This is a genomic window from Candidatus Magasanikbacteria bacterium (assembly GCA_021648085.1).
Lineage (GTDB): Bacteria > Patescibacteriota > Patescibacteriia > Magasanikbacterales > UBA922 > JAKITS01.
The window spans coordinates 609708-632971 of sequence record JAKITS010000001.1; the positions used below are offsets into that span (position 1 = coordinate 609708).

At 33.5% G+C, this 23264-nt stretch carries 27 protein-coding genes, 1 rRNA gene and 2 pseudogenes; 2 read left to right on the forward strand and 28 right to left on the reverse strand.

The genetic code is table 11. From position 1 onward, the window contains the following. Positions 1–20: 20 nt before the first annotated feature. The 18 genes and pseudogenes from rpmC to L3J07_03180 form a co-directional block, all read right to left on the reverse strand. Complete coding sequence (gene rpmC / locus L3J07_03095; GenBank protein MCF6276809.1) at positions 21–206, reverse strand: 50S ribosomal protein L29; 186 nt, start codon at positions 204–206, stop codon at positions 21–23. Positions 207–216: 10 nt separating this feature from the next. After that, the gene (gene rplP, locus L3J07_03100) at positions 217–633 is read right to left on the reverse strand and encodes a 50S ribosomal protein L16 (GenBank protein ID MCF6276810.1); all 417 of its coding nucleotides are present in this window, start codon (positions 631–633) and stop codon (positions 217–219) included. Between the two features lie 10 nt (positions 634–643). Beyond that, positions 644–1375 carry a 30S ribosomal protein S3 gene (gene rpsC, locus L3J07_03105; GenBank protein MCF6276811.1) on the reverse strand — a complete coding sequence of 244 codons (732 nt, stop codon included), beginning with the start codon at positions 1373–1375 and terminating at the stop codon, positions 644–646. A gap of 125 nt (positions 1376–1500) precedes the next feature. Next, positions 1501–1848, reverse strand: a pseudogene (gene rplV, locus L3J07_03110) (50S ribosomal protein L22). 17 nt (positions 1849–1865) lie between these two features. Beyond that, positions 1866–2144 (reverse strand): 30S ribosomal protein S19, encoded by a 279-nt coding sequence (rpsS, locus tag L3J07_03115; protein ID MCF6276812.1) that lies wholly within the window; start codon positions 2142–2144, stop codon positions 1866–1868. A 3-nt stretch (positions 2145–2147) separates the two neighbouring features. Next, positions 2148–2993 carry a 50S ribosomal protein L2 gene (gene rplB / locus L3J07_03120; protein MCF6276813.1) on the reverse strand — a complete coding sequence of 282 codons (846 nt, stop codon included), beginning with the start codon at positions 2991–2993 and terminating at the stop codon, positions 2148–2150. 8 nt (positions 2994–3001) lie between these two features. Continuing rightward, positions 3002–3406, reverse strand: coding sequence for a 50S ribosomal protein L23 (gene rplW / locus L3J07_03125; GenBank protein ID MCF6276814.1), 405 nt, complete (start codon positions 3404–3406; stop codon positions 3002–3004). A gap of 10 nt (positions 3407–3416) precedes the next feature. Beyond that, the gene (gene rplD, locus L3J07_03130) at positions 3417–4043 is read right to left on the reverse strand and encodes a 50S ribosomal protein L4 (GenBank protein MCF6276815.1); all 627 of its coding nucleotides are present in this window, start codon (positions 4041–4043) and stop codon (positions 3417–3419) included. A gap of 199 nt (positions 4044–4242) precedes the next feature. Then, positions 4243–4842 (reverse strand): annotated as a pseudogene (gene rplC, locus L3J07_03135) (50S ribosomal protein L3). A gap of 387 nt (positions 4843–5229) precedes the next feature. After that, complete coding sequence (gene rpsJ, locus L3J07_03140; GenBank protein MCF6276816.1) at positions 5230–5583, reverse strand: 30S ribosomal protein S10; 354 nt, start codon at positions 5581–5583, stop codon at positions 5230–5232. Positions 5584–5648: 65 nt separating this feature from the next. Continuing rightward, positions 5649–6839 carry an elongation factor Tu gene (tuf, locus tag L3J07_03145; protein MCF6276817.1) on the reverse strand — a complete coding sequence of 397 codons (1191 nt, stop codon included), beginning with the start codon at positions 6837–6839 and terminating at the stop codon, positions 5649–5651. Positions 6840–7129: 290 nt separating this feature from the next. After that, positions 7130–7720: a hypothetical protein gene (locus L3J07_03150; GenBank protein ID MCF6276818.1), complete on the reverse strand. Its 591-nt coding sequence runs from the start codon at positions 7718–7720 to the stop codon at positions 7130–7132. A gap of 275 nt (positions 7721–7995) precedes the next feature. Continuing rightward, positions 7996–9493: ribosomal RNA gene (locus tag L3J07_03155) — 16S ribosomal RNA — on the reverse strand. A 337-nt stretch (positions 9494–9830) separates the two neighbouring features. Next, positions 9831–10532, reverse strand: coding sequence for a tRNA (guanosine(37)-N1)-methyltransferase TrmD (trmD, locus tag L3J07_03160; protein ID MCF6276819.1), 702 nt, complete (start codon positions 10530–10532; stop codon positions 9831–9833). Positions 10533–10620: 88 nt separating this feature from the next. Further along, positions 10621–12696, reverse strand: a complete 2076-nt coding sequence (fusA, locus tag L3J07_03165) for an elongation factor G (protein MCF6276820.1) — start codon at positions 12694–12696, stop codon at positions 10621–10623. An 83-nt stretch (positions 12697–12779) separates the two neighbouring features. Next, positions 12780–13259 carry a 30S ribosomal protein S7 gene (gene rpsG, locus L3J07_03170; GenBank protein ID MCF6276821.1) on the reverse strand — a complete coding sequence of 160 codons (480 nt, stop codon included), beginning with the start codon at positions 13257–13259 and terminating at the stop codon, positions 12780–12782. Between the two features lie 3 nt (positions 13260–13262). Next, positions 13263–13682, reverse strand: a complete 420-nt coding sequence (gene rpsL, locus L3J07_03175; GenBank protein MCF6276822.1) for a 30S ribosomal protein S12 — start codon at positions 13680–13682, stop codon at positions 13263–13265. Positions 13683–14163: 481 nt separating this feature from the next. Continuing rightward, positions 14164–14811, reverse strand: coding sequence for a site-2 protease family protein (locus L3J07_03180; GenBank protein MCF6276823.1), 648 nt, complete (start codon positions 14809–14811; stop codon positions 14164–14166). Positions 14812–14930: 119 nt separating this feature from the next. Here L3J07_03180 and L3J07_03185 point away from each other — a divergent pair, with 119 nt between their 5' ends. Continuing rightward, entirely contained in the window at positions 14931–15095 is a 165-nt protein-coding gene (locus L3J07_03185; GenBank protein ID MCF6276824.1) for a 50S ribosomal protein L28, read from the forward strand. Between the two features lie 84 nt (positions 15096–15179). On the opposite strand, the gene L3J07_03190 is transcribed toward L3J07_03185, so the two are convergent. The 10 genes from L3J07_03190 to L3J07_03235 form a co-directional block, all read right to left on the reverse strand. Beyond that, positions 15180–15476 carry a hypothetical protein gene (locus L3J07_03190; GenBank protein ID MCF6276825.1) on the reverse strand — a complete coding sequence of 99 codons (297 nt, stop codon included), beginning with the start codon at positions 15474–15476 and terminating at the stop codon, positions 15180–15182. Between the two features lie 130 nt (positions 15477–15606). Next, entirely contained in the window at positions 15607–15744 is a 138-nt protein-coding gene (locus L3J07_03195) for a hypothetical protein (protein MCF6276826.1), read from the reverse strand. Positions 15745–15746: 2 nt separating this feature from the next. Continuing rightward, positions 15747–16211, reverse strand: a complete 465-nt coding sequence (gene ndk, locus L3J07_03200; protein MCF6276827.1) for a nucleoside-diphosphate kinase — start codon at positions 16209–16211, stop codon at positions 15747–15749. Between the two features lie 58 nt (positions 16212–16269). After that, positions 16270–18282 carry an ATP-dependent helicase gene (locus L3J07_03205; GenBank protein ID MCF6276828.1) on the reverse strand — a complete coding sequence of 671 codons (2013 nt, stop codon included), beginning with the start codon at positions 18280–18282 and terminating at the stop codon, positions 16270–16272. Between the two features lie 209 nt (positions 18283–18491). Next, on the reverse strand, positions 18492–18764 hold the full coding sequence (locus L3J07_03210; GenBank protein MCF6276829.1) for a hypothetical protein: 273 nt from the start codon (positions 18762–18764) through the stop codon (positions 18492–18494). A 99-nt stretch (positions 18765–18863) separates the two neighbouring features. Then, complete coding sequence (locus L3J07_03215; protein MCF6276830.1) at positions 18864–19379, reverse strand: hypothetical protein; 516 nt, start codon at positions 19377–19379, stop codon at positions 18864–18866. A gap of 78 nt (positions 19380–19457) precedes the next feature. Next, positions 19458–19901 (reverse strand): hypothetical protein, encoded by a 444-nt coding sequence (locus tag L3J07_03220; GenBank protein MCF6276831.1) that lies wholly within the window; start codon positions 19899–19901, stop codon positions 19458–19460. A gap of 19 nt (positions 19902–19920) precedes the next feature. Then, entirely contained in the window at positions 19921–20220 is a 300-nt protein-coding gene (locus tag L3J07_03225; GenBank protein ID MCF6276832.1) for a hypothetical protein, read from the reverse strand. A gap of 90 nt (positions 20221–20310) precedes the next feature. Further along, on the reverse strand, positions 20311–21066 hold the full coding sequence (locus L3J07_03230; protein ID MCF6276833.1) for a hypothetical protein: 756 nt from the start codon (positions 21064–21066) through the stop codon (positions 20311–20313). A gap of 118 nt (positions 21067–21184) precedes the next feature. After that, on the reverse strand, positions 21185–21913 hold the full coding sequence (locus tag L3J07_03235; GenBank protein ID MCF6276834.1) for a hypothetical protein: 729 nt from the start codon (positions 21911–21913) through the stop codon (positions 21185–21187). Positions 21914–22070: 157 nt separating this feature from the next. On the opposite strand from L3J07_03235, the gene tgt reads away from it, so the two are divergent. Then, positions 22071–23261, forward strand: a complete 1191-nt coding sequence (gene tgt, locus L3J07_03240; protein ID MCF6276835.1) for a tRNA guanosine(34) transglycosylase Tgt — start codon at positions 22071–22073, stop codon at positions 23259–23261. Positions 23262–23264: the final 3 nt, after the last annotated feature.

Here is a 23264-nt window from a genome sequence, read left to right on the forward strand (position 1 = left end):
TTCCTATTAAATCAAGTCTTTTAGACCTTTTTATTCAAAAAAGTCAAAATTCGTGCAATTACTTTTCTAGTTTCTCTTATATCACGAACTTTACTTAATTGATTTTCACTTGCTTGGAATCTTAAAGCTCTTAGCTCATTTCTTTTTTGTGAAAGCAATTCATGCAACTGTTTCTCACTTTTATTTTTTAAATCTTCAAATTTCATACCCTATTCCTTAAAATTCTTTTTTAACAAACTTTACCTTAACTGGCAGTTTGTGTCCTGCTTTTCTCATTGCTTCTCTTGCAACTCCTTCTGGAAGACCACCTAATTCAAACAAGATAGTTCCAGGCTTAACAGTAATAACATATCTATCCGGTGCACCCTTACCTTTCCCCATAGGTACTTCACTACCTTTTTTTGTTACAGGTCTATCTGGAAATACTCTAATCCACATTTTTCCTGAACGACGAACAAATCTTGTTAAGACCTTACGCGTAGCTTCAATCTGTCTTGAAGTTAGCCAAGCATGCCCTTGTGCACACAACCCAAACTCACCAAACGCAACGGTATTAGTTCTTGTAGCAACACCTTTATTTCTCCTTCTAAGCTTGTGCCACTTTCTATGTTTTACTTTTTTTGGTAATAACATACTTAAATCTTTAACTTATCTTCTTTCTATAACTGTTTTTATTATTTCTGTTGTTTCCCCTTCTTGGTCTTCTATCATTTTTAGAGTCTGTTGCAAACTTATCTTTTTGACTAAAGATTTCACCGTGATATAACCAAACTTTTACTCCAATTTTTCCGTAAATTGTATCAGCCTCAACCAACGCATAATCAACATCACTTCTCAAAGTAATCAAAGGAACTTTTCCAGCAAATAATTTCTCATTACGCGCAATTTCTACACCATTCAATCTTCCAGACAAAGAAATTTTAATTCCCTGTGCTCCGGCCTGCATCACTTTTTCGATTGTCTGTTTCATTACCCTTCTAAATGCAAAACGCTTTTCAATTTGCTCTGCAATTGTAGTAGCAGTAACTTTTGCAGAAAGTGCTGGTGAACGCAATTCTTTTACATTCAACCTAACCTTCAAAGACATTTTCAAAAACTTTCTTTCAATTTCTTTTCTTAATTCATCAATCCCTTTACCACCTCTTCCAATAATAAAACCGGGCTTTGCTGCTAAAATTGTAACAGTTAAGTTTTTTGGTGTTCTTTCTACTAAAATAGAATCAATATGTGAACTTTTTAACTTTTTATTTATATGTTCGCGTATTCTAATATCTTGCTCCAAATTTTGAGCATAGTTTTTATTACTAAACCATCTTGATTCCCAATTGTATATAAATGGAATTCTGTGAATTTTTGGATGGACTTTATGACCCATATTATTTATTATTTATACAAAACTTAAGAATCTTGTTTTTTTGGCGCAGAGTCTTTTTCATCCTTTTCTACAACCTTCTTATCTTCTTTTACTTCTGTCTTTTTGTCTTCTACTTTTTTTACATTTTTTTTCTTTGAGACAACTTCACCTTCTAAAACTATTGTTATATGAGAAGTTCTTTTTCTTATTGGAGTTGCTCTACCCATAGCCCTTGGCATCCACCTTTTCAGTGTTTTACCTTCATCCACAAATGCTGTTTTTATAATTAGAGTTTCTGGATTCATCTCATGATTATGAACAGCATTTGCTATTGCAGATTCTATAAGTTTTTTCACAGGACGAGCAGCATTTTTTTGTGAAAATTGCATCTGATCGACAGCTTCCTGTACTTTCATTCCACGAACAAGATCAACAAGCAGGCGTACCTTTCTTGGTGCTATTCGTAAATGTCTTAATTTTGCTTTAGTTTCCATTTTCATATACTATTTTTCTACTTTGTTTGTTTTGCCATTCTTCCACCATGGCTCACAAACTTTTTAGTAGGTGAAAACTCACCTAACTTATGTCCTACCATGTTTTCATTAACAATAACATTTAAAAATAACTTTCCATTGTGTACCAAAAAAGTCATCCCCACCATTTCTGGTGTTATAGTAGATGCTCTGGCCCATGTTTTAATTGGTTTTTTATCTCCAGTCGCAGTCGCCTTAGAAACTTTTTTCATTAGCTTCGCGTTGACGAAAGGACCTTTTTTAAGACTTCTAGACATAATTTATTTCTTACGTTTTTTTCTTCTTTTTACAATAAACTTATCGCTCCATTTCCCTTTTTTTCTTGTTTTTACACCAAGCGCTTTCTTTCCCCACTTAGTTTTAGGCCCACCTTTCAAACCAATAGGTGCATGACCTTCTCCTCCACCATGTGGATGATCGACAGGGTTCATACTTTTACCGGTTACAGTAGGTCTCCAACCAAGCATTCTTCTTCTTCCTGCTTTTCCAAGACGAATATATTTACGCTCTGCATTTCCAACTTTTCCCACAGTAGCCATATTTCCTTTTGCCACCAAACGAATTTCTCCAGAAGGTAATTTCAATTGAGCAAACTTACCCTCAACTGTTTGAATTTGAGCTCCAGAGCCAGCAGAACGTACAATTTGTCCACCTTTACTTGGTGTCAATTCAACATTATAAACAAACATTCCTACTGGAATTTGTGATAATGGCATTCTTGAACCAACAACAGCATCAATCTTATTTTTTGAAGAAGTTACTTTTACACCAACTTTAAAACCTTCTGCTGCTAATATGTATGACTTCTTTCCATCTTGATATTGAATAAGAGCTATGTTTGGACCTCTATTTGGGTCATATTCAATTGCAATTATTTCAGCTGTCTCGTCGAATCTGTTTCTTTTAAAATCAACAATTCGATAAAGGCGTTTAACTCCTCCACCGCGATGACGCACTGTAATTCTACCTGTATTATTACGCCCTGCTTTTTTATTTAAAGGTGCTGTAAGACATTTTTCTGGTTCTGTTTTTGTGATAATAGAAAAATCCATAACACTTGCTCCGCGTCTTCCTGGTGTTGTTGGTTTGTATTTCTTAACTGCCATATTTTTTATTAAACTCCTTCGTGGATATTAATTGTCTTACCTTTTGGTAAAGTCACAACAGCTTTTTTAAAACTCGATCTTCTACCACGAGACCTACCGAAACGTTTTACTTTTCCGTCTGTAATTGAAGTGCGTACTTTCAAAGGCAACACACCATAAATATCATTAATTGCTTTTTTAATTTCTACTTTGTTCGTATTTATAGCAACAATAAAAGTATATTTTCCTTTTGCCTCTTCAGAATTTGATTTCTCTGAAACAACAGGCTTAACTATTACTTTAAATGCATTACTTGTATCTTTAGCAGTAACTTTTTTTACAGAAGAAATTTTTGGTGTAGTTTCAACCTTCTTTTCAGCTTTTGCTTTTGGGGCTTCTTCTTTTTTATTTTTTATTTTATCTAAAATAGCCATATTCGTATTTTTAAGAAAGACGTTTTTCTAAAGCTTCAACACCAGCTTTTGTAGTAACAATATATTGATGATGCATTAAATCAACAATGTTTACATCAATAGCTCTTTGAACATCTACTTTCTTTATATTTCTTGTTGAAAGTATAATATCTCTATTTAAATCAGCGGAAATAAAAAGCATTGTTCTACCAAATCCAGGCATTTTACTTAAAAGATTTAGCATGTCTTTTGTTTTTGATATTGGTGCAAAATCTTCCAATACAATAAATTTATCCAAAATAACTTTATTTGAAAGAGCCATTACAGTTGCTTTTCTCTTCATTTTTTTGTTAATTTTTTGTTTGAAATTTCTAGCAGACAAAGGTCCGAAAGTAACCCCACCACCAGTCCAAATAGGTGACCTGTTTGATCCATGTCGTGCACGACCAGTTCCTTTTTGTTTCCACGGTTTTCTTCCTCCACCACGCACCTCACTCCTATCTTTTGTGTCAGCCCAAGCTTCTCTAGCATTTGCTCTTTGAGCCAAATAAACCTGCTGAACCAAACCTTCTTTTGGTGTCAAACCAAATATAGCATCATTTAAGCTTAACTCACCTGCCTGTTCACCTTTGTTGTTATAAACTGATACTTTAGTCATATTATTTATTTTCCTTGTCCTCTACAGAATTATCCTTTACAAATACTTCTTCTTTATTTATATCTTCTTTTGACTCTTCTACAGAAATCTCTTCTGTTTTTTCTTCTTTTGGCTCTTCTACAATTACTTCCACATTTTCAACAGCGCCCTCTTTTTCCAAAAGATTTTTTTCTGGTTCTACAACTCCATTAGAAGTTGTTAGCCAAATTAAACCATTACGCGCTCCAGGAATTGCCCCTTTAATCAAAATTTCATTTGTTTCTGGGTTCACCTCTACTATTTCCAAATTTTCAACAGTAATCTGTGCATCTCCCATGTGCCCCGCCATTCTTGTACCTTTAAATACACGAGCTGGACCAGTTGCACCAATACTACCAGGCATTCTCAATTGGTCTTTATGTCCATGAGAAGCAGGAGAACCATGAAAACCATGTCTTTTTACAACACCCTGAAATCCCCTTCCTTTTGAAGTTCCAGTAACTTTCACTTTTTCTCCAGGTGTAAAAGTACTTGCCGTAAAGTAATCACCAAATTTCAAAGTAGAATCTTCGTCTACACGAAAATCCTTCTTAAAACTTAAAGCTGGCAACCCTTTAAGTTTGCCTTGCTCCGCTTTATTCAATCTAAACAATTTTTTGTCGCCAAAACCAATCTGAACAGCATTTACACCGTCACTTTTTGTAGTTTTAACTTGAGTTACAACACAAGGTCCTGCTTTAACTTTTGTCACAGGAACAACAATTCCGTCTTCACGGAAAACTTGTGTCATACTTATTTTTTTACCTAAGATAAATTTCATATTCTATTTTCTAGCAGAATTTAGAGTTTTAAAAAACTAGAAGCAGTTAAACAATGGCATATTGCCAAAACTGCTTCTAGCCTCTTACCCTAAGGTTAAATGGCCTTTTAATTTAATCTAATTTAAAATCTTCGCGTACCTCACTAAACCAATACATTCGATCAGATGTTTTCCATCTATAAAATAGACGAATCTTATCTGTATAAATATTTAGGTTTTTAATAACGGCACTATCTTAACAGAAAACAAATAATCTGTCAATAGCTAAGCCGAAACACTTATTCACAACCTGTATTTGAATAGTTATTTAATTAAATTAAGCTAAATTTAGCCAATTTAATTAAACAACAATTCTTTTATAAAAAACTTTCTAGAATCAGTCCGTCTTTACGACATTTTGATTTCTACATCAACACCACTTGGCAAATTCAAATTCATTAAAGCTTCAATTACGTTTGAATTTGGACTCATAATATCAACCAATCTTTTGTGTGTACGCATTTCGTACTGTTCAGAAGATTGTTTGTGTACAAAAGTTGAACGACCAACACTAAACTTGTTAGTTTCAGTTGGAAGAGGTACTGGACCTACTACTTTTGCATTATTTCTTTCTGCGGTATCAATAATGGTCTTAGTAGCGACATCGATAATTTTATTATCATATGCACGAATTTTAATTCGTACACGTTGGTCTACTTTTTCATTTTTCTTTTCTTCGATTTTTGTTACTGTATTTGTCATAATTTACTAAAATACTATTCTAAACAAATTTTGAGGGTCTTTCGACCCTCAAAATAAGTTAAATACTATGCGATAATCTTTGTTACAACACCGGCACCTACAGTTCTACCACCTTCACGGATAGCAAAACGCATTTGTTCTTCGATAGCTACTGGTACAAGAAGTTTAACCTTCATTGATACAGTATCTCCTGGCATTACCATTTCAGTTCCTTCTGGAAGTTCAATACTACCAGTCACATCAGTTGTACGGATGTAAAATTGTGGTTTATAACCTTTGAAGAATGGCTTATGTCTTCCACCCTCTTCTTTTGTAAGAGTATAAACTTCTGTTTCAAATTCTGTGTGAGCTTTAATTGTACCTGGCTTAGCCAAAACCATACCACGCTCAATTTCTTCTTTTTTAACACCACGCAATAGAATTCCAGCGTTGTCTCCAGCCTGTCCTTGGTCAAGTGTTTTATTAAACATCTCTACACCAGTCACAGTACTTTTTGGAGTTGCTTCTTGCATTCCAACCATTTCAATCTCTTCTCCAACTTTAATGATTCCTCTTTCGATACGACCTGTTACAACAGTACCACGCCCTTCGATTGAGAACACATCTTCAACTGGCATCAAGAATGGTTTATCAAGTTCACGAACTGGTTGTGGAATAAAATCATCCAAAGCTTGCAATAAATCCAATACTGGTTTTGAGGTTGTTTCATCTAATGGGTTTTCCAATGCTTTCAGAGCTGACCCGCGGATAATAGGAGTTTCATCTCCTGGAAAATCGTATTTCTTCAATAGATCACGAATTTCTTCTTCAACTAAGTCAATAAGTTCAGGATCTGTAACCTGATCAACTTTGTTCAAAAATACTACAATATGAGGCACATCAACTTGACGAGCAAGTAAAATGTGTTCACGAGTCTGAGGCATTGGACCATCTGCTGCTGAAACAACAAGAATAGCTCCGTCCATTTGTGCTGCACCTGTAATCATGTTTTTTACATAGTCAGCATGACCTGGACAATCAACATGAGCGTAGTGACGAGCTTCTGTCTCGTACTCTACATGAGCTGTAGCAATAGTAATACCACGTGCTTTCTCTTCTGGTGCTGCATCTATCTCACCAACGTCTTTTGCAGACGCCATCATACCATGTGCAGCTGAAACCTTTAAAAGGGCTGCTGTCAGTGTAGTTTTACCATGGTCGACGTGACCGATAGTACCCACATTTACATGTGGCTTTGTTCTTTGAAAATCTGCCATACAAAATGAATTGATAATGTCGCACTATTTGGGGATGTCCCAAAATCGTTTTGTAATCCAGCGACAATTACTAAATAATAATTTATTAAATTTTACACTTTTTTTAAAATAAAAATGCGTTAGCATTATACACAATAACAAAAAATTAGTCAAGTTTTGGGTACTTAGCTTTACTTAGGGGTCACCAAAAAACAACAGTAAGTAAATAAATTTTAAAAATAAATATAAAAAAATCACCCATATACTGATGATTTTTTATATTTATTTTTTCTTTACTCAACCTATCTTCCCTACACCGACTCCTCATAAAAAATTGGCTCACCTTTTTCTTTCTCAATTGGATCATCCAATTTTATACCATTTATATCTATAGACTCTAGAGATTTATTCTCAACATCCATAATCTCATCATACTCCAACTCTGCATTACGACCCAAACGCTTAGAAATTACATTTGCCATGCTATGCCAATCTGTAGATTCTTTTGATTTTATATTTTCATTTTTACTTTTTACTTCAAAATCTTCCACTTTTTTTTCTAGTAAAAATTCTCTTTCTTTTTTAATATCAAGATTTCCTACTTCTTCATCTTTTTCTTCAGAATACCAAAGTGCTATATCTTTATTTACTTTTTCTACTTCTTCATCCAAAAAATCTATCTTATCCTCAACTTCTTCTTCATCAAAAAAATTAGAACTTGGCACACTTTCATTTTCTTCTTTTCTTTCTAAAATATTATTTACCATTTTTTCCTGTTCAACCAAATCCTCGTACTCATCTAAAGACAATATTATAAAGTCTTCTTTTGTATTTGAGTCGTGAATAATAAATTTACTATTTGTCTTTTTTGCTAATTTTAAATACCTATCTATTGAATCCATATTTTTATATTATTTTGATAACAATTTCTATATATCAGAATTGTAGCGAAATGTATTTTATTTTGCAAGTATTTAAAAAATAAAAAACACCCAAAAAAGGTGTTTTTTATTTTTTCACAATATGAAAGTGACAAAGACATTCTACAAATGTCTACCACAAAACTCTAATTGAAAGATTGATATGACTCCGAATAAATCGGAATCTTACAAGTTACCATATAAATATGGTATCAAGTCGACGATTCTTGTCAGCTTACGCTGAAAGAATTCTCCAGAAAGGAGGTGATCCATCCACAGCTTCCGCTACGGATGCCTTGTTACGACTTTACCCTGATTACTGACCCTACCTTCACTCCCTTTATTAACTAAAGAAGCTTCGGGTATTGCCAACTTTCGTGGTATGACGGGCGGTGAGTACAAGACCCGAGAACGTATTCACCGCGTCGTGCTGATGCGCGGTTACTAGCGATTCCAACTTCATGGAGGCGAATTGCAGCCTCCAATCCGAACTTAGGCCGGCTTTCTGGGATTAGCTTAGTCTCGCGACTTTGCGACCCTCTGTACCGACCATTGTATCATGTGTGTAGCCCAAGACGTAAGAGCCATGCTGATTTGACGTCGTCCTCACCTTCCTCCGGCTTACGCCGGCAGTCTCCTGTGTACATTTAACACAGGACAAGGGTTGCGCTCGTTACCCCACTTAAGGGTACACCTCACGGCACGAGCTGACGGCAACCATGCAGCACCTGTATAACACCCTCGAAGGAGGCTCCCGTTTCTGGGAGCTTGCAGTTATATGTCAAGCCTTGGTAAGGTTACTCGCGTACCATCGAATTAAACCACATGATCCACCGCTTGTGCGGGTCCCCGTCTATTCCTTTGAGTTTTAGCCTTGCGGCCGTACTACCCAGGCGGTATACTTAACGCGTTAGCTTTCTTGAACGGCACTGAAAGGGTCGATACTTCCAATACCTAGTATACATCGTTTACAGCGTGGACTACTGGGGTATCTAATCCCATTCGCTACCCACGCTTTCGTCCATGAGTGTCAGGTATGTTCTAGTAAGCTGCCTTCGCCTTTGGTGTTCCACACGATATCAGCGCTTATTACGACTACACCGTGTGTTCCGCTTACCTCTCCCAACCTCGAGTTTGAAAGTTTTAGTTGCAGCCTTGAGGTTAAGCCTCAAGATTTAACAACTAACTTTTCAAACCACCTGCGGACGCTTTACGCCCAATGAAACCGGATAACGCTCGAGGGCTCCGTATTACCGCTGCTGCTGGCACGGAGTTAGCACCCTCTTATTCTTCGAGTACCGTCACTAATTCGTCCTCGATAAAAGCAGTTTACACCCCGAAGGGCGTCTTCCTGCACGCGGCGTCGCTCCATCACCCTTTCGGGCATTGTGGAATATTCATGACTGCAGCCTCCCGTAGGAGTCTGGGCAGTGTCTCAGTCCCAGTGAGGCAGGTCACGCTCTCACGCCTGCTACTGATCGAAGTCTTGGTAGGCCATTACCCCACCAACTAACTAATCAGCCATAAGCCCCTCTCCAAGCGTCGGAACTTTACACAACAGACTTAAGCCTGTTATGACTATCAGGTATTAATCCATTTTTCAATGGGCTATCCCTGTCTTGGAGGTAGGTTACCAATGTGTTACTCACCCGTTTGCCGCTCCGTATCTTCCCGAAGGAAGACCGATCGCTCAACTTGCATGCCTTAGTCACGCCGCCAGCGTTCATCCTGAGCCAGGATCAAACTCTCAATAAAAGAGATATTAAAAACCGAAGTTTTTACCCTCTCTATAAAAGTTATTTCCTAGAGTTTCTTTATTTTTTGAATAGACATTTTCCCGCTTTAGATAAACTAAAGCGATAGAAGTCTTTGTCACTTTCTTATTGTGAATTGTTTGGTTAATTACATTGTAATGTTCGACGCATTTTTTCCGTTATCTAAATGCAGTTGCAAGTTTACACTATAGCCAAAAACTTGTCAAGTACTTTTATAAAAATTATACTTGTGGATAACTTTTACCATAGTAAATCACCTGTCTTCTAAAAGAAAAAAGACCTAAAAATTCAAGTCTTAAAAAACTACTTTTTATTCTTTAGACATTTTTTCTCCAATCTTCTATTTTTTTATGGTCTCCACTTAATAAAATTTTTGGAACTTTCCAACCTTTAAAATCAGCAGGTTTTGTGTATTGAGAATACTCTGCACCACTACCTTTTTCACCTTTTCCAAAAGTCTCCTCGTCCAAAGATTTTGGGTTTCCTAAAACACCTGGAACTAAACGACTAACCGCTTCCGTAATAATTAGAGCGCCCAATTCTCCGCCAGCCAAAATGTAAGGACCAACTGAAATTTCTTCATCCACCATTCTTTCAACCACTCGCTGATCTACGCCTTCATACCTTCCACACACAAAAGTAAGCTCTTTATATTTTGAAAATTTTTCTGCCATTCGCTGATCAAACTGCGCACCACGCGGAGAAAGTAAAATTGTTTTTTTATTTTTTGAAACTTCGCCTGTTAAAATTTTTTTAATTTTTGAAAGTCCGTCTACGGTTTTAAACGGTAGTGCTTTTACACTTTTCAAAGCTCTATAAATTGGCTCCGGTTTCATGACCATCCCAGCTCCGCCGCCGTATGGAGTGTCGTCAACTTTCTTATGTTTATTTTCAGAAAAATCTCGCAGATTAATTGCGTTAATTTTTATAAATTTATTTTTCTGTGCGCGTCCCAAAATACTCTCATTTGAATATTGAGATATTAATTCTGGAAAAATTGTTACTATATTAAATTTCATATTTTATTTTACTTCTATTATATCAAATTTAAAAAACAAAAACACATCTTTTGAGGTGTGGTTTTGTTTTTTAAAAGTTTAAAGAAGTTTACTTTCTACCTTCAATTATTTTTGCTTCAACACTTTTTGGTGCTGGTGCGTAGTGTTCAAATTCCATTGAATAACTAGCACGACCTTGAGTCATAGAACGAAGTTCTGTAGCATAACCAAACATTTCAGAAAGTGGTACAAGTGCCAAAATAATTTTTGCACTTCCACGATCTCCCATCTCTTGGATTTGACCACGCTTTGAACTCAAATTTCCCATTACATCTCCCATATAATCTTCCGGTGATGTAACTTCGACCTTCATAATAGGTTCTAAAATTACCGGTTTTGCTTTGTTTGCAGCTGCTTTAAATGCCATACTTGCTGCCATTTTAAATGCAATTTCTGAAGAGTCAACTTCATGATAACTACCATCATAAAGAGTAACCTTCAAATCCACAACTGGATAACCAGCAAGAATACCTCTGTCCATTGATTCTTTCATTCCTTTTTCAATAGCTGGAATGTATTCTCTTGGAATTGTTCCACCTTTAATTTCATTTGCAAACTCAAAACCTTCACCACGCTCCGTAGGCTCCATACGGATTAGACAATGACCATACTGACCACGTCCACCAGATTGCTTCACATACTTCCCTTCTGCCTCAGAATTTGCAGTAATAGCTTCTTTATATGCAACCTGAGGAGCACCAACATTTGCAGTGACGCCAAACTCACGCTTCATACGATCTACAATAATTTCCAAATGAAGTTCTCCCATTCCAGAAATAATTGTCTGCAAAGTTTCATCATCTGTTCTAACTTTGAAAGAAGGGTCTTCTTCTGATAATTTCTGCAATGCAAATCCCATTTTTTCTTGGTCAGTTTTTGTAGCTGGCTCAATTGCAATGTGAATAACAGGATCTGGAAATTCAATTTTTTCCAAAATAACTTTGCGCTTTTCATCTACCAGAGTATCTCCTGTTTTTGCTTCTTTCAAACCAATTGCTGCTGCAATTTCTCCAGAATATACTTCTTGAACTTCTTCACGATTGTTTGCATGAAGACGAACGATACGACCAATCCTTTCTTTTTTGCCATTAGTAGTATTTAATACATAACTTCCAGCCTTTAGAGTACCGGCGTAAACACGGAAGAACACAAGTTTTCCAACAAATGGATCCGTTGCAATTTTAAAAGCCATTGCTGCAAGAGGTGCGTCGTCATCTGCCACAATTTCAATTGTTTTTTCTTCATCATCTGCATCAATTCCTATAAGTGGTGGAATGTCTAACGGTGATGGTAAGAAATCTACAACACCATCCAAGACAAGTTGGACTCCAATGTTTGCCAATGCAGAACCACAGAATACTGGATAAATCTCATCCTTCAAAACCATTGTTCTAATTGCACTTTTAATATCTTGGACTGACAATTCTTCTTCACCTAAATATTTTTCCATTATAATATCATCTGCTTCTGCAACTTTTTCTACAAGTTCTGCTCTGTATTTTTCAACTTTTTCTTTCATGTCTTCTGGAATTTCAATTTCTTTAATATCGATTCCAAAATTTCCTTCAAATTTATATGCTTTTCTTTTTATCAAATCTATAACCCCAGACAAGCTTGATTCTTGTCCAATTGGAAGTTGTACAGCAAAAGCTTTCTTAGAAAGCCTTTCTCTAATAGAATTTATACTCATGTAAAAATCAGCTCCTACTTTATCCATTTTATTTATAAAACAAATTCTAGGTACTGAATATTTATCTGCTTGACGCCATACAGTTTCTGATTGAGGTTCTACTCCTTGTGAACTATCAAAAACTGCAACAGCCCCATCCAAAACACGAAGTGAGCGCTCAACTTCTATTGTAAAATCTACATGTCCTGGAGTGTCAATAATATTGATACGAGTATCTTTCCAAAAACAAGTTGTAGCAGCAGAAGTAATAGTAATGCCACGCTCTTTTTCTTGTTCCATCCAGTCCATTTCAGCAGCCCCTTCATGAACTTCTCCAATTTTATGCTTACGACCAGTATAATACAAAATACGCTCAGTAGTTGTTGTCTTACCAGCGTCAATGTGAGCCATGATTCCTATATTTCTAGTTTTATCTAACGAATATTCACGAGCCATATTTTTAATTTAAGTTAAAAGATATAAACGGAAAGATACAAATAGTTAATTTGTATCTTCGTCTTTATTATAGATTAGAAAAATTAACGTCTAAATCTTGCGAAGTGAGCAAATGCTTTATTTGCTTCTGCCATACGATGAGTATCTTCTTTCTTTTTCATTGCACCACCTACTCCTTCCATTACATCCATCATTTCTGAAGCCAATCTGTCTATCATTGCTTTTCCTTTTCTTTTTCTAGCAGCTTCCACAAGCCAACGAAATGCTAAAGCATCCTGCCTTGTTCCTACAACTGGCATTGGCACTTGATAGTTTGCCCCACCAACTCTTCGACTTCTTACCTCTACTTGAGGTTTTACAATTTCAATAACCTTTTTAAAAACTTCCAATTGTTTTTCACCAGTTTTTTCAGCAACAATATCCAATGCACCATATACAATTCTTTGTGCCGTTGTTTTCTTTCCACTTTCCATTACAAAGTTGATAAATCTTGCAAGTAGCAAGTCACCATATTTTGCTTCTGGAGCAATTATTCTTTTTGGTATTTTTTTTCCTCTAGCCATATATTATTTTTTTGGTTTTTTAACACCGTACATTGATCTACTTCTCTTTCTACCTTCAACTCCTTGTGTATCGTATACACCACGAACGATGTGATAACGAACACCCGGCAAGTCTTTAACACGCCCACCACGAATCAACACGATTGAATGCTCTTGTAAGTTGTGTCCTTCACCTGGAATATATGCAATAATTTCAGCACCATTCGAAAGACGAACTTTTGCTACTTTACGAAGCGCTGAGTTAGGTTTCTTTGGGGTAGCTGTATAAACTTTTGTACACACACCTCTTTTAAATGGACTACCACGTCTCAACATTGTCTTCTTTCTGTGAAGACTGTCATATGTGTATTGCAAAACAGGAGATTCTGATTTCTTCTTTTTTTTCTTTCTTCCTTTGCGGAGAATTTGATTCATTGTTGGCATAACTATTTTTTCTAAAGTTAAATTTAATTTAGGTGACGGCAACTCAAATCAACCACTTAAATTAAATCTAATAAATTTAAATTTCTAAAGCGTCATCATTATACGAGAAATATAAAAAAATGTCAAGTATATAATATAAAATAAAGATAAATTAAATTAGTTATCATAATAAAACCAATTATTATATATATCATTTTAATTTTAAATAAACAAAACTCTTTTTTAAAATCTATCAACTTTTTATTAAGTAAATACTTATTTATATATTTATTTTCAATTATTATTAAAGAATTTTTAATAACTTGTTGATTTTTATTGTGTTTATATAATATTATTAAAATATGAAATATTTATAATAAATAAATTTATTAATTTATTTTACATTAATTGATCATATTTTTTATAATCATTTGACCATATCTTATATAATTTTAATATATCGGATGGAATTTTACTAAACATATTTATTAAAAATAAATATTTAAAAAAATAAATTTTCTAATAAATAAAAAGCTTGGTTTGTAAATAAACCGTAAGTTTTTAAAATAATTGGAAACACAATTCGAGAAAAAGAAAAAATAAAGATTAAAAGGATGAAAAATCCATATCTTTCTAAGGTTTCTTTTACATGTGCCATAGAATCTGGCAAAAGTGCGTACAAAAGTTTTGAGCCGTCGAGCGGTGGGATTGGAATCATATTGAAAACACCAAGTAAAACATTTGCATAAACTATAATAGCAAAAAATTCTGATATACTTTTTGAAATACTTAAATAAGGTGTTAAACGAATTAATAAGCCAAAAACCAAAGCTAAACTAAAATTGGACAACGGTCCAGCAATAGCAACATAAACTGGTCCCCATTTTTGATCTTTGAGATTGTAGGGATTGTATGGAACAGGCTTGGCGTAAGCAAACAAAAAAGAACCACCAGAAACTAGAAATAAAAACAAAGGCATCAAAATTGTACCCCACATATCTATATGTTTGCGCGGATCTAATGTTAAGCGTCCAGCGTATTTTGCAGTTGGGTCACCAAGTTTGTCTGCAGCCCAAGCATGGGCATACTCGTGTAAAATTGCAGACATAAGTAATGAGGTAAAAAAGAAGAAAAGTGGTAAATAACTCATAATTTATTGTTTAAACTTGACAAGTACTATATTTATCTATATAATTATCGTGAATAAGAACTAACTCCAAGAATTATAAACAGAAGACTGAGATAAGTCAACACTATTATAACAAATATATGGCTAAATGTGCTAAATGTAAGAAAGGTTCAAAAAAAGCAGCGAACCGTTCACATGCAAAAAACAAAACTTTGAGACGGCAAAAACCAAACCTACAAAAACATAATGGTGAGTTGGTTTGCACAAGATGTGTTAGAACAGAAAAAAAACACCAAACTGCTTAAATTTTTATACAAAGAAAAAAGGCACCTGAGTTCAGGTGCCTTTTTGTTATTATATAAAAAAGAGGTCGAAACCTCTTTATAAAACTAAACCTCCCCTTGCAAACGCATTTCACATAAAATTTCTTCGTAACAAATTTCTGTTAATTCTCTAAATTTTTGAAGCCACGCTTTTACAAAAAGTGCATACTCACCGTTATTTTCTTTTATCCAGAATAAAAATCTCTCCACTTTAGTTTTACAGATTTCTCGTAAATCATCCTGCAAAACACCCTTTATTATATTGTATGATTCTACAAATAATGTTAGCTGGACAATTAAATTTTCTAATTCTAGGGAGTTACATTTTAAAATATCTTCCAAGAATCTATGATACTCTTCCATTAGAGCCTCCTATGTTTATGAAATGAGCGCTATGGCACGAAAAGAACTCAAAACTATTTTTTTAAAACAGTTTTCAATTCTCTTCAAAATAAATACTCCGCTTTTTACGGAGTATTTATTTTATTTTGTTTTATTTGTGATCTCCGCCACAATTACCACCACAGCAATCACCGTCTTTTTCATCGTCGCAACCACTGCAAAACATTACTCCATTCATATTTTTTGAATTTATAAAAATTAGTTTACTATAAAATTCTATTTTTGTCAATACTAAGCACGCTCATCTTCCATATAAATGTGCAAGAAGTCTGTTTTGTTGTAGTCAAAGATTTCATGTGATTCAAAAAATCTCTCTGTTTCAATTTTTCCATTTTCTGCACTATCTGAACAGTGAACTACATTACACATTCCCATTGCCAAGTCCCCGCGAATAGTACCACCGTCTGCTTGACCAGCATTTGTAATACCAGCGACTAGACGAACTGCATTTGCAGCATTTTTACCTTCCAAACAAATGATAACCACAGGATTTGATTTCATAAAATTTTCAACTCCTTGATAAAAAGGCTTTTCAGCAATGTGTGCATAATGCTCGCGAAGTTTTTCTGGATTTAGTTGCGCCATTTTTAGACCAACCAACTTTAAACCTTTTCTTTCCAATCTACCTAAAATTTCCCCGACCAAACCACGCTGTACTCCGTCTGGTTTTACAATCAATAAAGTCTTTTCGTAAATTCCATCGAATTTCATATTTTTTATTTAATGTTTAATATAAACAAATATAACTATTTTTTTACAATTCGTCAATACTTTTCAAGAAACTAGAGTGTTTTGGGATATCATCATCAAAAGGAACATAGGAAATTTCATCTATATCATCGCTTGGATCTGTAAAAACTGAAGTCTCTCTACATCTCTCATCTGTTAAATTTCTACTATTCATTTCACCTATAAACAAACTAGGTCCAGAAAATAAATTTCCAAACCCACCAGACTCAGAATATGTCATAAACAAGTGAGTTTTGGCGCGAGTAATCGCAACATAAAAAAGTCTTCGCTCTTCTTCTAAACCATCTTTTTCTCGCATTGCACGCTCGTTTGGAAACTGTCCCGCCGCCAAATTTATAATAAAAACTACATCCCATTCCAAACCTTTTGCTTGGTGAATTGTAGAGAGAATTACAGCGTCTTCATTTCTTTCTTTTTTCATATCTTTTCTAGCATTTCCTTCTTGTAAAGCAGACTCGGCCAAAAATTTTCCCAAATTATCGTATTTTTCTGCAAAACTTACAAGCTGTTCTATGTCTTGCACACGCTCTCTATAATTATCATATTCACTTTTTAAATACTGAACATAAATTGAGCTCAATATAGCCTCGATCAAAGTTCCAGGTTTTTTTGCTTGAACATTTATTATATCCTTCCAAATTTGCACAAAATCTCCCCACCCTATTTTTGCTCGTGCCGACATTGGAATTTCTGCAGAAATTAATTCCTCTGAAGTTAAATCCTTTACAATTGCAATTATTTTTTGAGCTGTCACAAGACCAATTCCAGACTGCATATTTAAAACCCTATTCCAAGAAACCATATCTTTTGGGTTTGAATAAATTCGCAAAAATGCCAAAACATCTTTGATGTGTGCACGCTCAAAAAATCGAATTCCACCTCTATATTCATAGTCAATTCCCAAACTATTCAACTCCATTTCCAGTGCTTGTGAGTGGTGCGTTGAACGAAATAAAACTGCTATCTTTTTTATTCCGTCATTTTGAAATTCTGAAATTTTATCTGCAATATATTCTGCTTCATTTTTTTGATGATAAAAAGAATTTAGCTCTGGCGTCACATTTACTTCTCGATGACTTTTCAAAACCTTACGAAATTGTTTTAGATTTTTTTCTATTACATCGTTTGCAAGCCCCAAAATATTTGGAGTTGATCTGTAATTTGTCTCCAACTTAAAAATTTTAGTGCCTTCATATTTTTTTGGAAAATCCAAAATATTATTTACATTTGCAGCGCGAAAAGAATAAATACTTTGCGCATCATCACCAACCACCAAAATATTTTTGTGTACCGAAGCTAGTAAATTTATAATTGAGTCCTGAATTTTATTTGTATCTTGATACTCATCCACCAAAACATATTTAAATTTGCCAGCATAATAATCCAACATTTCTGGTGAAGATTGAAGAAGTCTGTAAAAATTTATCAGCAAATCATCGAAGTCCATTGAATTTGAAAGTTTTTTACGCTTTTCATATTCATTGAAAATATGTCCCAAATCATCTCTTAAATTTAAAAAATGTGGATATTTTAAATTTATAACATCTTGCAAACCCATCTCGGAATTTCTAGAAAAACTAAAAATAGATTGTAAAACTTTTGTAGATGGAAATTTTTGACCAGTTTTTTGGACACCCTCTTGCTTCACACAAATCTTTATCAAATCCCTACTATCCTCGCTATCCAAAACTGTAAAATTATTTGAATAACCAAGTACTACTGCTCGCCTTTTCAAAATTTTGAAAGCAATACTGTGAAATGTCCCAGCCCACGGCAGACGAGTTTCACCTCTTGTTATTTCTTGCACACGAGTTAGCATTTCGCGCGACGCTTTATTTGTAAAAGTGACAAGCAAAATATTTTCCGGATTTACCCCCTGCTCCAACAAATGTGCCACTCGATAAGTAATAGTCCTAGTCTTACCACTTCCAGCTCCAGCCAACACCAAACAAGCCCCATCTCCATCGGTGATAACTTTTACCTGTTCGCTATTCAATTCGTTATTATAGTCAATCATATTTATTTAAAGTAAGACTATATAATATCAAAAATAGTGTAAATAAAAAAGCACCTATTTTAAAGGTGCTTGTTTTGGAGAATTCGTAATACTTCCATTAGATCTTTTAGAAATTCATCAATTTGTTTAATATACTTAATATCATGATTAATAAGCCAAAGATCGCTTTTCAAAAATGTTTTATATCCAATAAATCTTTGGGTACACTCTTATCTTCTTTTTCGAAGTTCTAACCAAAACTTAGCATTATCTTTTAAATTATTCAAAATAAGAATTTCATCTTCACTAAAATTCTCAGATACAGAAATATTTTTTATTTCAATTCTTTTTTCTGCAAACCAATTTTCATCTCTAAAATATTCATCATAAAATACTTTTGCCAATCTCTTTTTTTCTTTTGAATATTCGTAATATTTTATCGGCAAAACAACAAGCCACAAAATAATAAATAAAACAAAACAAAATTGAATTGTTTCAAACATGTCACTTCCTAAAATGAAAAGAACTTTACCTGCCTAAATATAAACTAAAAATATATTTTTGTCAATAAAAAAAGACGGCTAAATTTAGCCGTCGTGTTTTTAATGAAGATAACTCTCGTCATCTTTTTTTATATTAAAATCCTCTTTCAACTCTTCCAACTCGACAATCAAATCTTCAATCTCATCGAAGAGGCTTTCCAAAAAAATATCCTCTTCTTTTATTTTTTCTATACCAGATTCAATAATCAAAACATCAAGCCTCAAAACAAAAAAGTTGGTAATTGGATAATGTATTTTATTTATATTTTTTTGTACACTATCTTGAAACCCTCTTTTTCTTTCTAAAGACCTTTCAATCATTGTGTGATTTTGCAATGATAAGGCATAAATACTAGCATCTGGATATTCCAAAAATAAAAAATTTCTATAACTTTCAGACGATTTACTTTGTTTTTTATACCAACTATTTTCCAAACAATATAAATCTCTAAATTTTTCTACTAATTCTTTTTTTCTTTTTTGAAGTTTTATTACAGTCCAAGGTCTAATCCAAAAAAGTGCTGAAAAAATAAAAAGTACAATTGAAACAGAAAGGAAAATACTTTCAATACTCATTTAAACCCCTTTGTTGTATTTATATACCCAAATAAATATAAACCATTTTTCACATTTTGTCAATAAAAAAGCGTCCAATTAAGAACGCTTTGTTTTTTTATTTAAAAGTTTTTTAAACTCAGAAAATAATTTTTCCAAATCTTTATCATCTTTTTCAAGAGATTGTAATAAAACTTCCAACCCTTTAATTTCAAGAGAGACACCTCTTAATGACCAAATAATTTTGTGTCTATGTTTAAATTTATTTAATAAACTATCTTGCGATAATTTACGCGAATAGAGTGTTTCTAAAATTCTATAATTTATAAAACTTATATTTTTTAAAGTTTTATTTTCTGCAGAATCCTGCAATTTAGAAAAGTACTCAAAAGATTCTAACTTCTTTTTTTCATAATATGTTACATCTTTAAATAAAAACCTAAAAAAATTCTCAGTTAATCTTACTCTTTTTTGATTTAGTTTATAAAATTCAATCAATCTTTCGAAAAAGAAAAGAAAACAACCAGCTAAAATTATAATCACAAAGATATAATAATACATTTTAAAACTCCTTTTTTATTTTTTTCACAAAATAAGATGATGTGAAATAAAGTAAAAATAAAATTATAGTAAAAATTAAAATTTTAGCACCATAAAACAATATATATGCGACTGTTAAAATAACTGCACCAGCCCCAAACAATCCACAAAAACTAGCGAGATAAAGAGATGGTTCTGAGATATTTTCGCTGTCAGTTTCAACCCTTATCAATAATGAAATCCACCTTGAAAAAAAATAAAGAGTTGTAAAAATGATAAACGAATAAAAAATATAAGTAGAAAGAGCAATCCCAAACAACATAATAACCTCCTTTGTTATTTTTATGTACTCCATTAAAGATAAACTAAATTTTACTTTTTGTCAACAAAAAAGACGGCTTTTTTAAGCCGTCTATACCTCACACTCATCACCTTCTTCTACAATTTCCTTCTCATCCTCTCCTAACTCTGCAAAAATATCAAAATCCAACTCATGCTGAAGCTCGTCTATTCCAACCTGCCTATCTAAAAAATATTTCTCTGAAATATTTTTTAGAGTTGGAATAGTAAGATCACTATCAATATTAGACCTTTGTAAAAGCTGAATCATATCTATTTCATCCTCAAAATGAGATAAAGCAATATTACAATCTCCAATTTTATTCTTAACCTCTCTCAATTCGCCTACTAAATCAGCTATTTTGCAATTATTGGAATTCACAGCAATGTCTCCCAAATTATTACTATGCCTGCCTAAAATATCTAACTCTATTTTACGCTCCTCCAATTTAATTAATATTTTTTTAATCTCCCTTTTTCTTTTACACCAATAAGGTAGATGCCTAAAAATTAAATCTTTTAAATACTCTCTTTCTTGCCAAAAATCTCTAGAACTCTCTTTTGGAATCTTATTAAACCTATGTTTCATTCTTCTTATGTAGCCATCGTCATAGTTTTTTTCTTGCTCTTCTGAAAAAGTTAACTCTTCTTTTTCCTTTTTCACACCAATTGCACCAAAAATTTTTAAAAGTATTACATCAAAAATATTATTTAAAAAATCAAAAATAGAAAAACCATTATTTTCTAATCTATTTGAAAATTTAAGATAAAACGCATAAAACAAAAATAAAAATATTATTAAAGTAAATATAATATAAAATAGATCCATTTTTCCCTCCACTAGTTTTAAAGATCTAAGTTAAACTTAGCCTAAAAAATATCCAATGTCAATTGAAAAAATATTTTTACAAAAAAAAGGCATCCGAAGATGCCTTTTGAAAAACTACTTAAAATTTAATTCTATAACCAACCATACTAGGACTTATAACCAGAGAACTCAATAAACCCTCCTCTTCACCTGTTAAAGACATATCAAAAACCTTTTTTAACCCCTTGTACAGTGGATATATGGAAAGTCCAGAAAGAACCAAAATTGTACCCCGTACAGCCAACTTCTCCCACAGAGAAGTATATCCCATATACTTTTCAAACATAACCAAATCATTAGTAGGACTATCGTAACAAATACCAGAACAAACATCTCGTGTAAAATCAATCCAAGCACCAAATGCAAATACCCACAATCCAAGCTGTGCATACTGATTACTGGGTAAAACATCATATTGCTCCAAAATAACATATGAATACAATACACTCACACTTGTAAACTTGGGAGAAATAAAAATTAATGCTTCAGGACCAGACCTAATTTTATCCGTAGACCTTCCAGAAACTCCAAAATGAAATCCATGTTTATTTATTCCTGGATATGGTTGAAATTTTTCTATTTCATAACCTTCAGAAAGTGCAACGATAGTATGCGTACCCTCATGAATAAATGTCTGTAGAAAAAAGTCAGATACCAACATTCCAACACCTACACCAATCAAGTCATAATTATCAGCTGTAGAATTTTCCAATTTTTCTTTTTCTACCACTTCAGCGTATATATTATTTTCTATACACCCAAAAAATAAAATGCCTATGAAAAGAGAAACCCAAAACTTACTAAACATCTAAACACCTCTTTTGTGTGTATGTTAACTAAAAATTTACTTTTAAAGAACAGCTGATAATAACACAAAATAAGACTTTTGTCAAGTATGCAATTAGGTTTTTAAGTTGAATAAAACATTTAAATGTGCTATTATCAATTAAACATAAATAGATAATATGAAATTTTTTGAAGTTGAACACAAAGACAAAAATTCTAGAGCGCGAGCTGGAGTTATAAAAACAGATCATGGTGAAATTCAGACACCTATTTTTATGCCTGTCGGGACGCAAGCTACAGTAAAAAGTCTGTCTACAGATGAATTGGAAAATTTAAATGCACAGATAATTTTGGCAAACACTTATCACTTGCATTTACGCCCAGGCGAAGATTTAATAGACAAATTTGGAGGACTCCACAAATTTATGAATTGGAACAAACCATTACTTACAGACAGTGGTGGGTTTCAAGTTTTATCTTTAGGAAAACAACTAGAAGATCGCGGTGGATTTAGTGATGAGCACAGCAAACTCGCCGAAATAGACGAAGGAGGTGTCACATTTAAAAGTCATTTGGATGGATCTATTCATAGGTTTACCCCAGAAGAAGCTATAAAAATTCAACACAAACTTGGAGCCGATATAATAATGGCTTTCGACGAGTGCACTCCAGACGACGCGAACAAAAAATATACAAAAGAAGCAATGGATAGAACTCATCGCTGGGCTAAGCAATGTGTGATTGAACACAAAAAAGATACAAAACATCATGAATATAAGCAGTTTTTGTTTGGAATAATTCAAGGCGCTCAGCACAAAGAATTTCGTGAACTTTCTGCCAAAACAATCTCTGAAATGGATTTCGACGGAATTGCAATTGGCGGAGAATCCGTTGGTTATAATATGAAAGCCACTGCAGATATTTTAGACTGGGTAATTCCTTTTATACCAGAAAATAAACCGCGTTATACAATGGGAGTTGGATTTTCACCTGTGGATATGTTTGAGGTTGTGGAAAAAGGTGTGGATATGTTTGATTGTGTCGCGCCGACAAGAATGGCAAGAAACGGTGGGCTTTATATTAGTCCAACTCCAAAATCCAAAAAAACTAGAATAAATATTACAAACGCAAAATTCAAAGAAGATAAAAAACCAATAGATTCAAAATGTGATTGTTCAACTTGCCAAAATCACTCGCGCGCATATATTCATCATTTATTTAAAACCAGAGAATTACTTGCTTACAAATTAGCGTCTATTCACAATTTATACTTTTTATTAAGCTTAACTTCGCAGATGCGTAAAGAGATTAAAAAAGACAATTTTCTAAACTTCAAAAAACAGTGGGTTGACGGAACTTGGAAAAAGTGATAA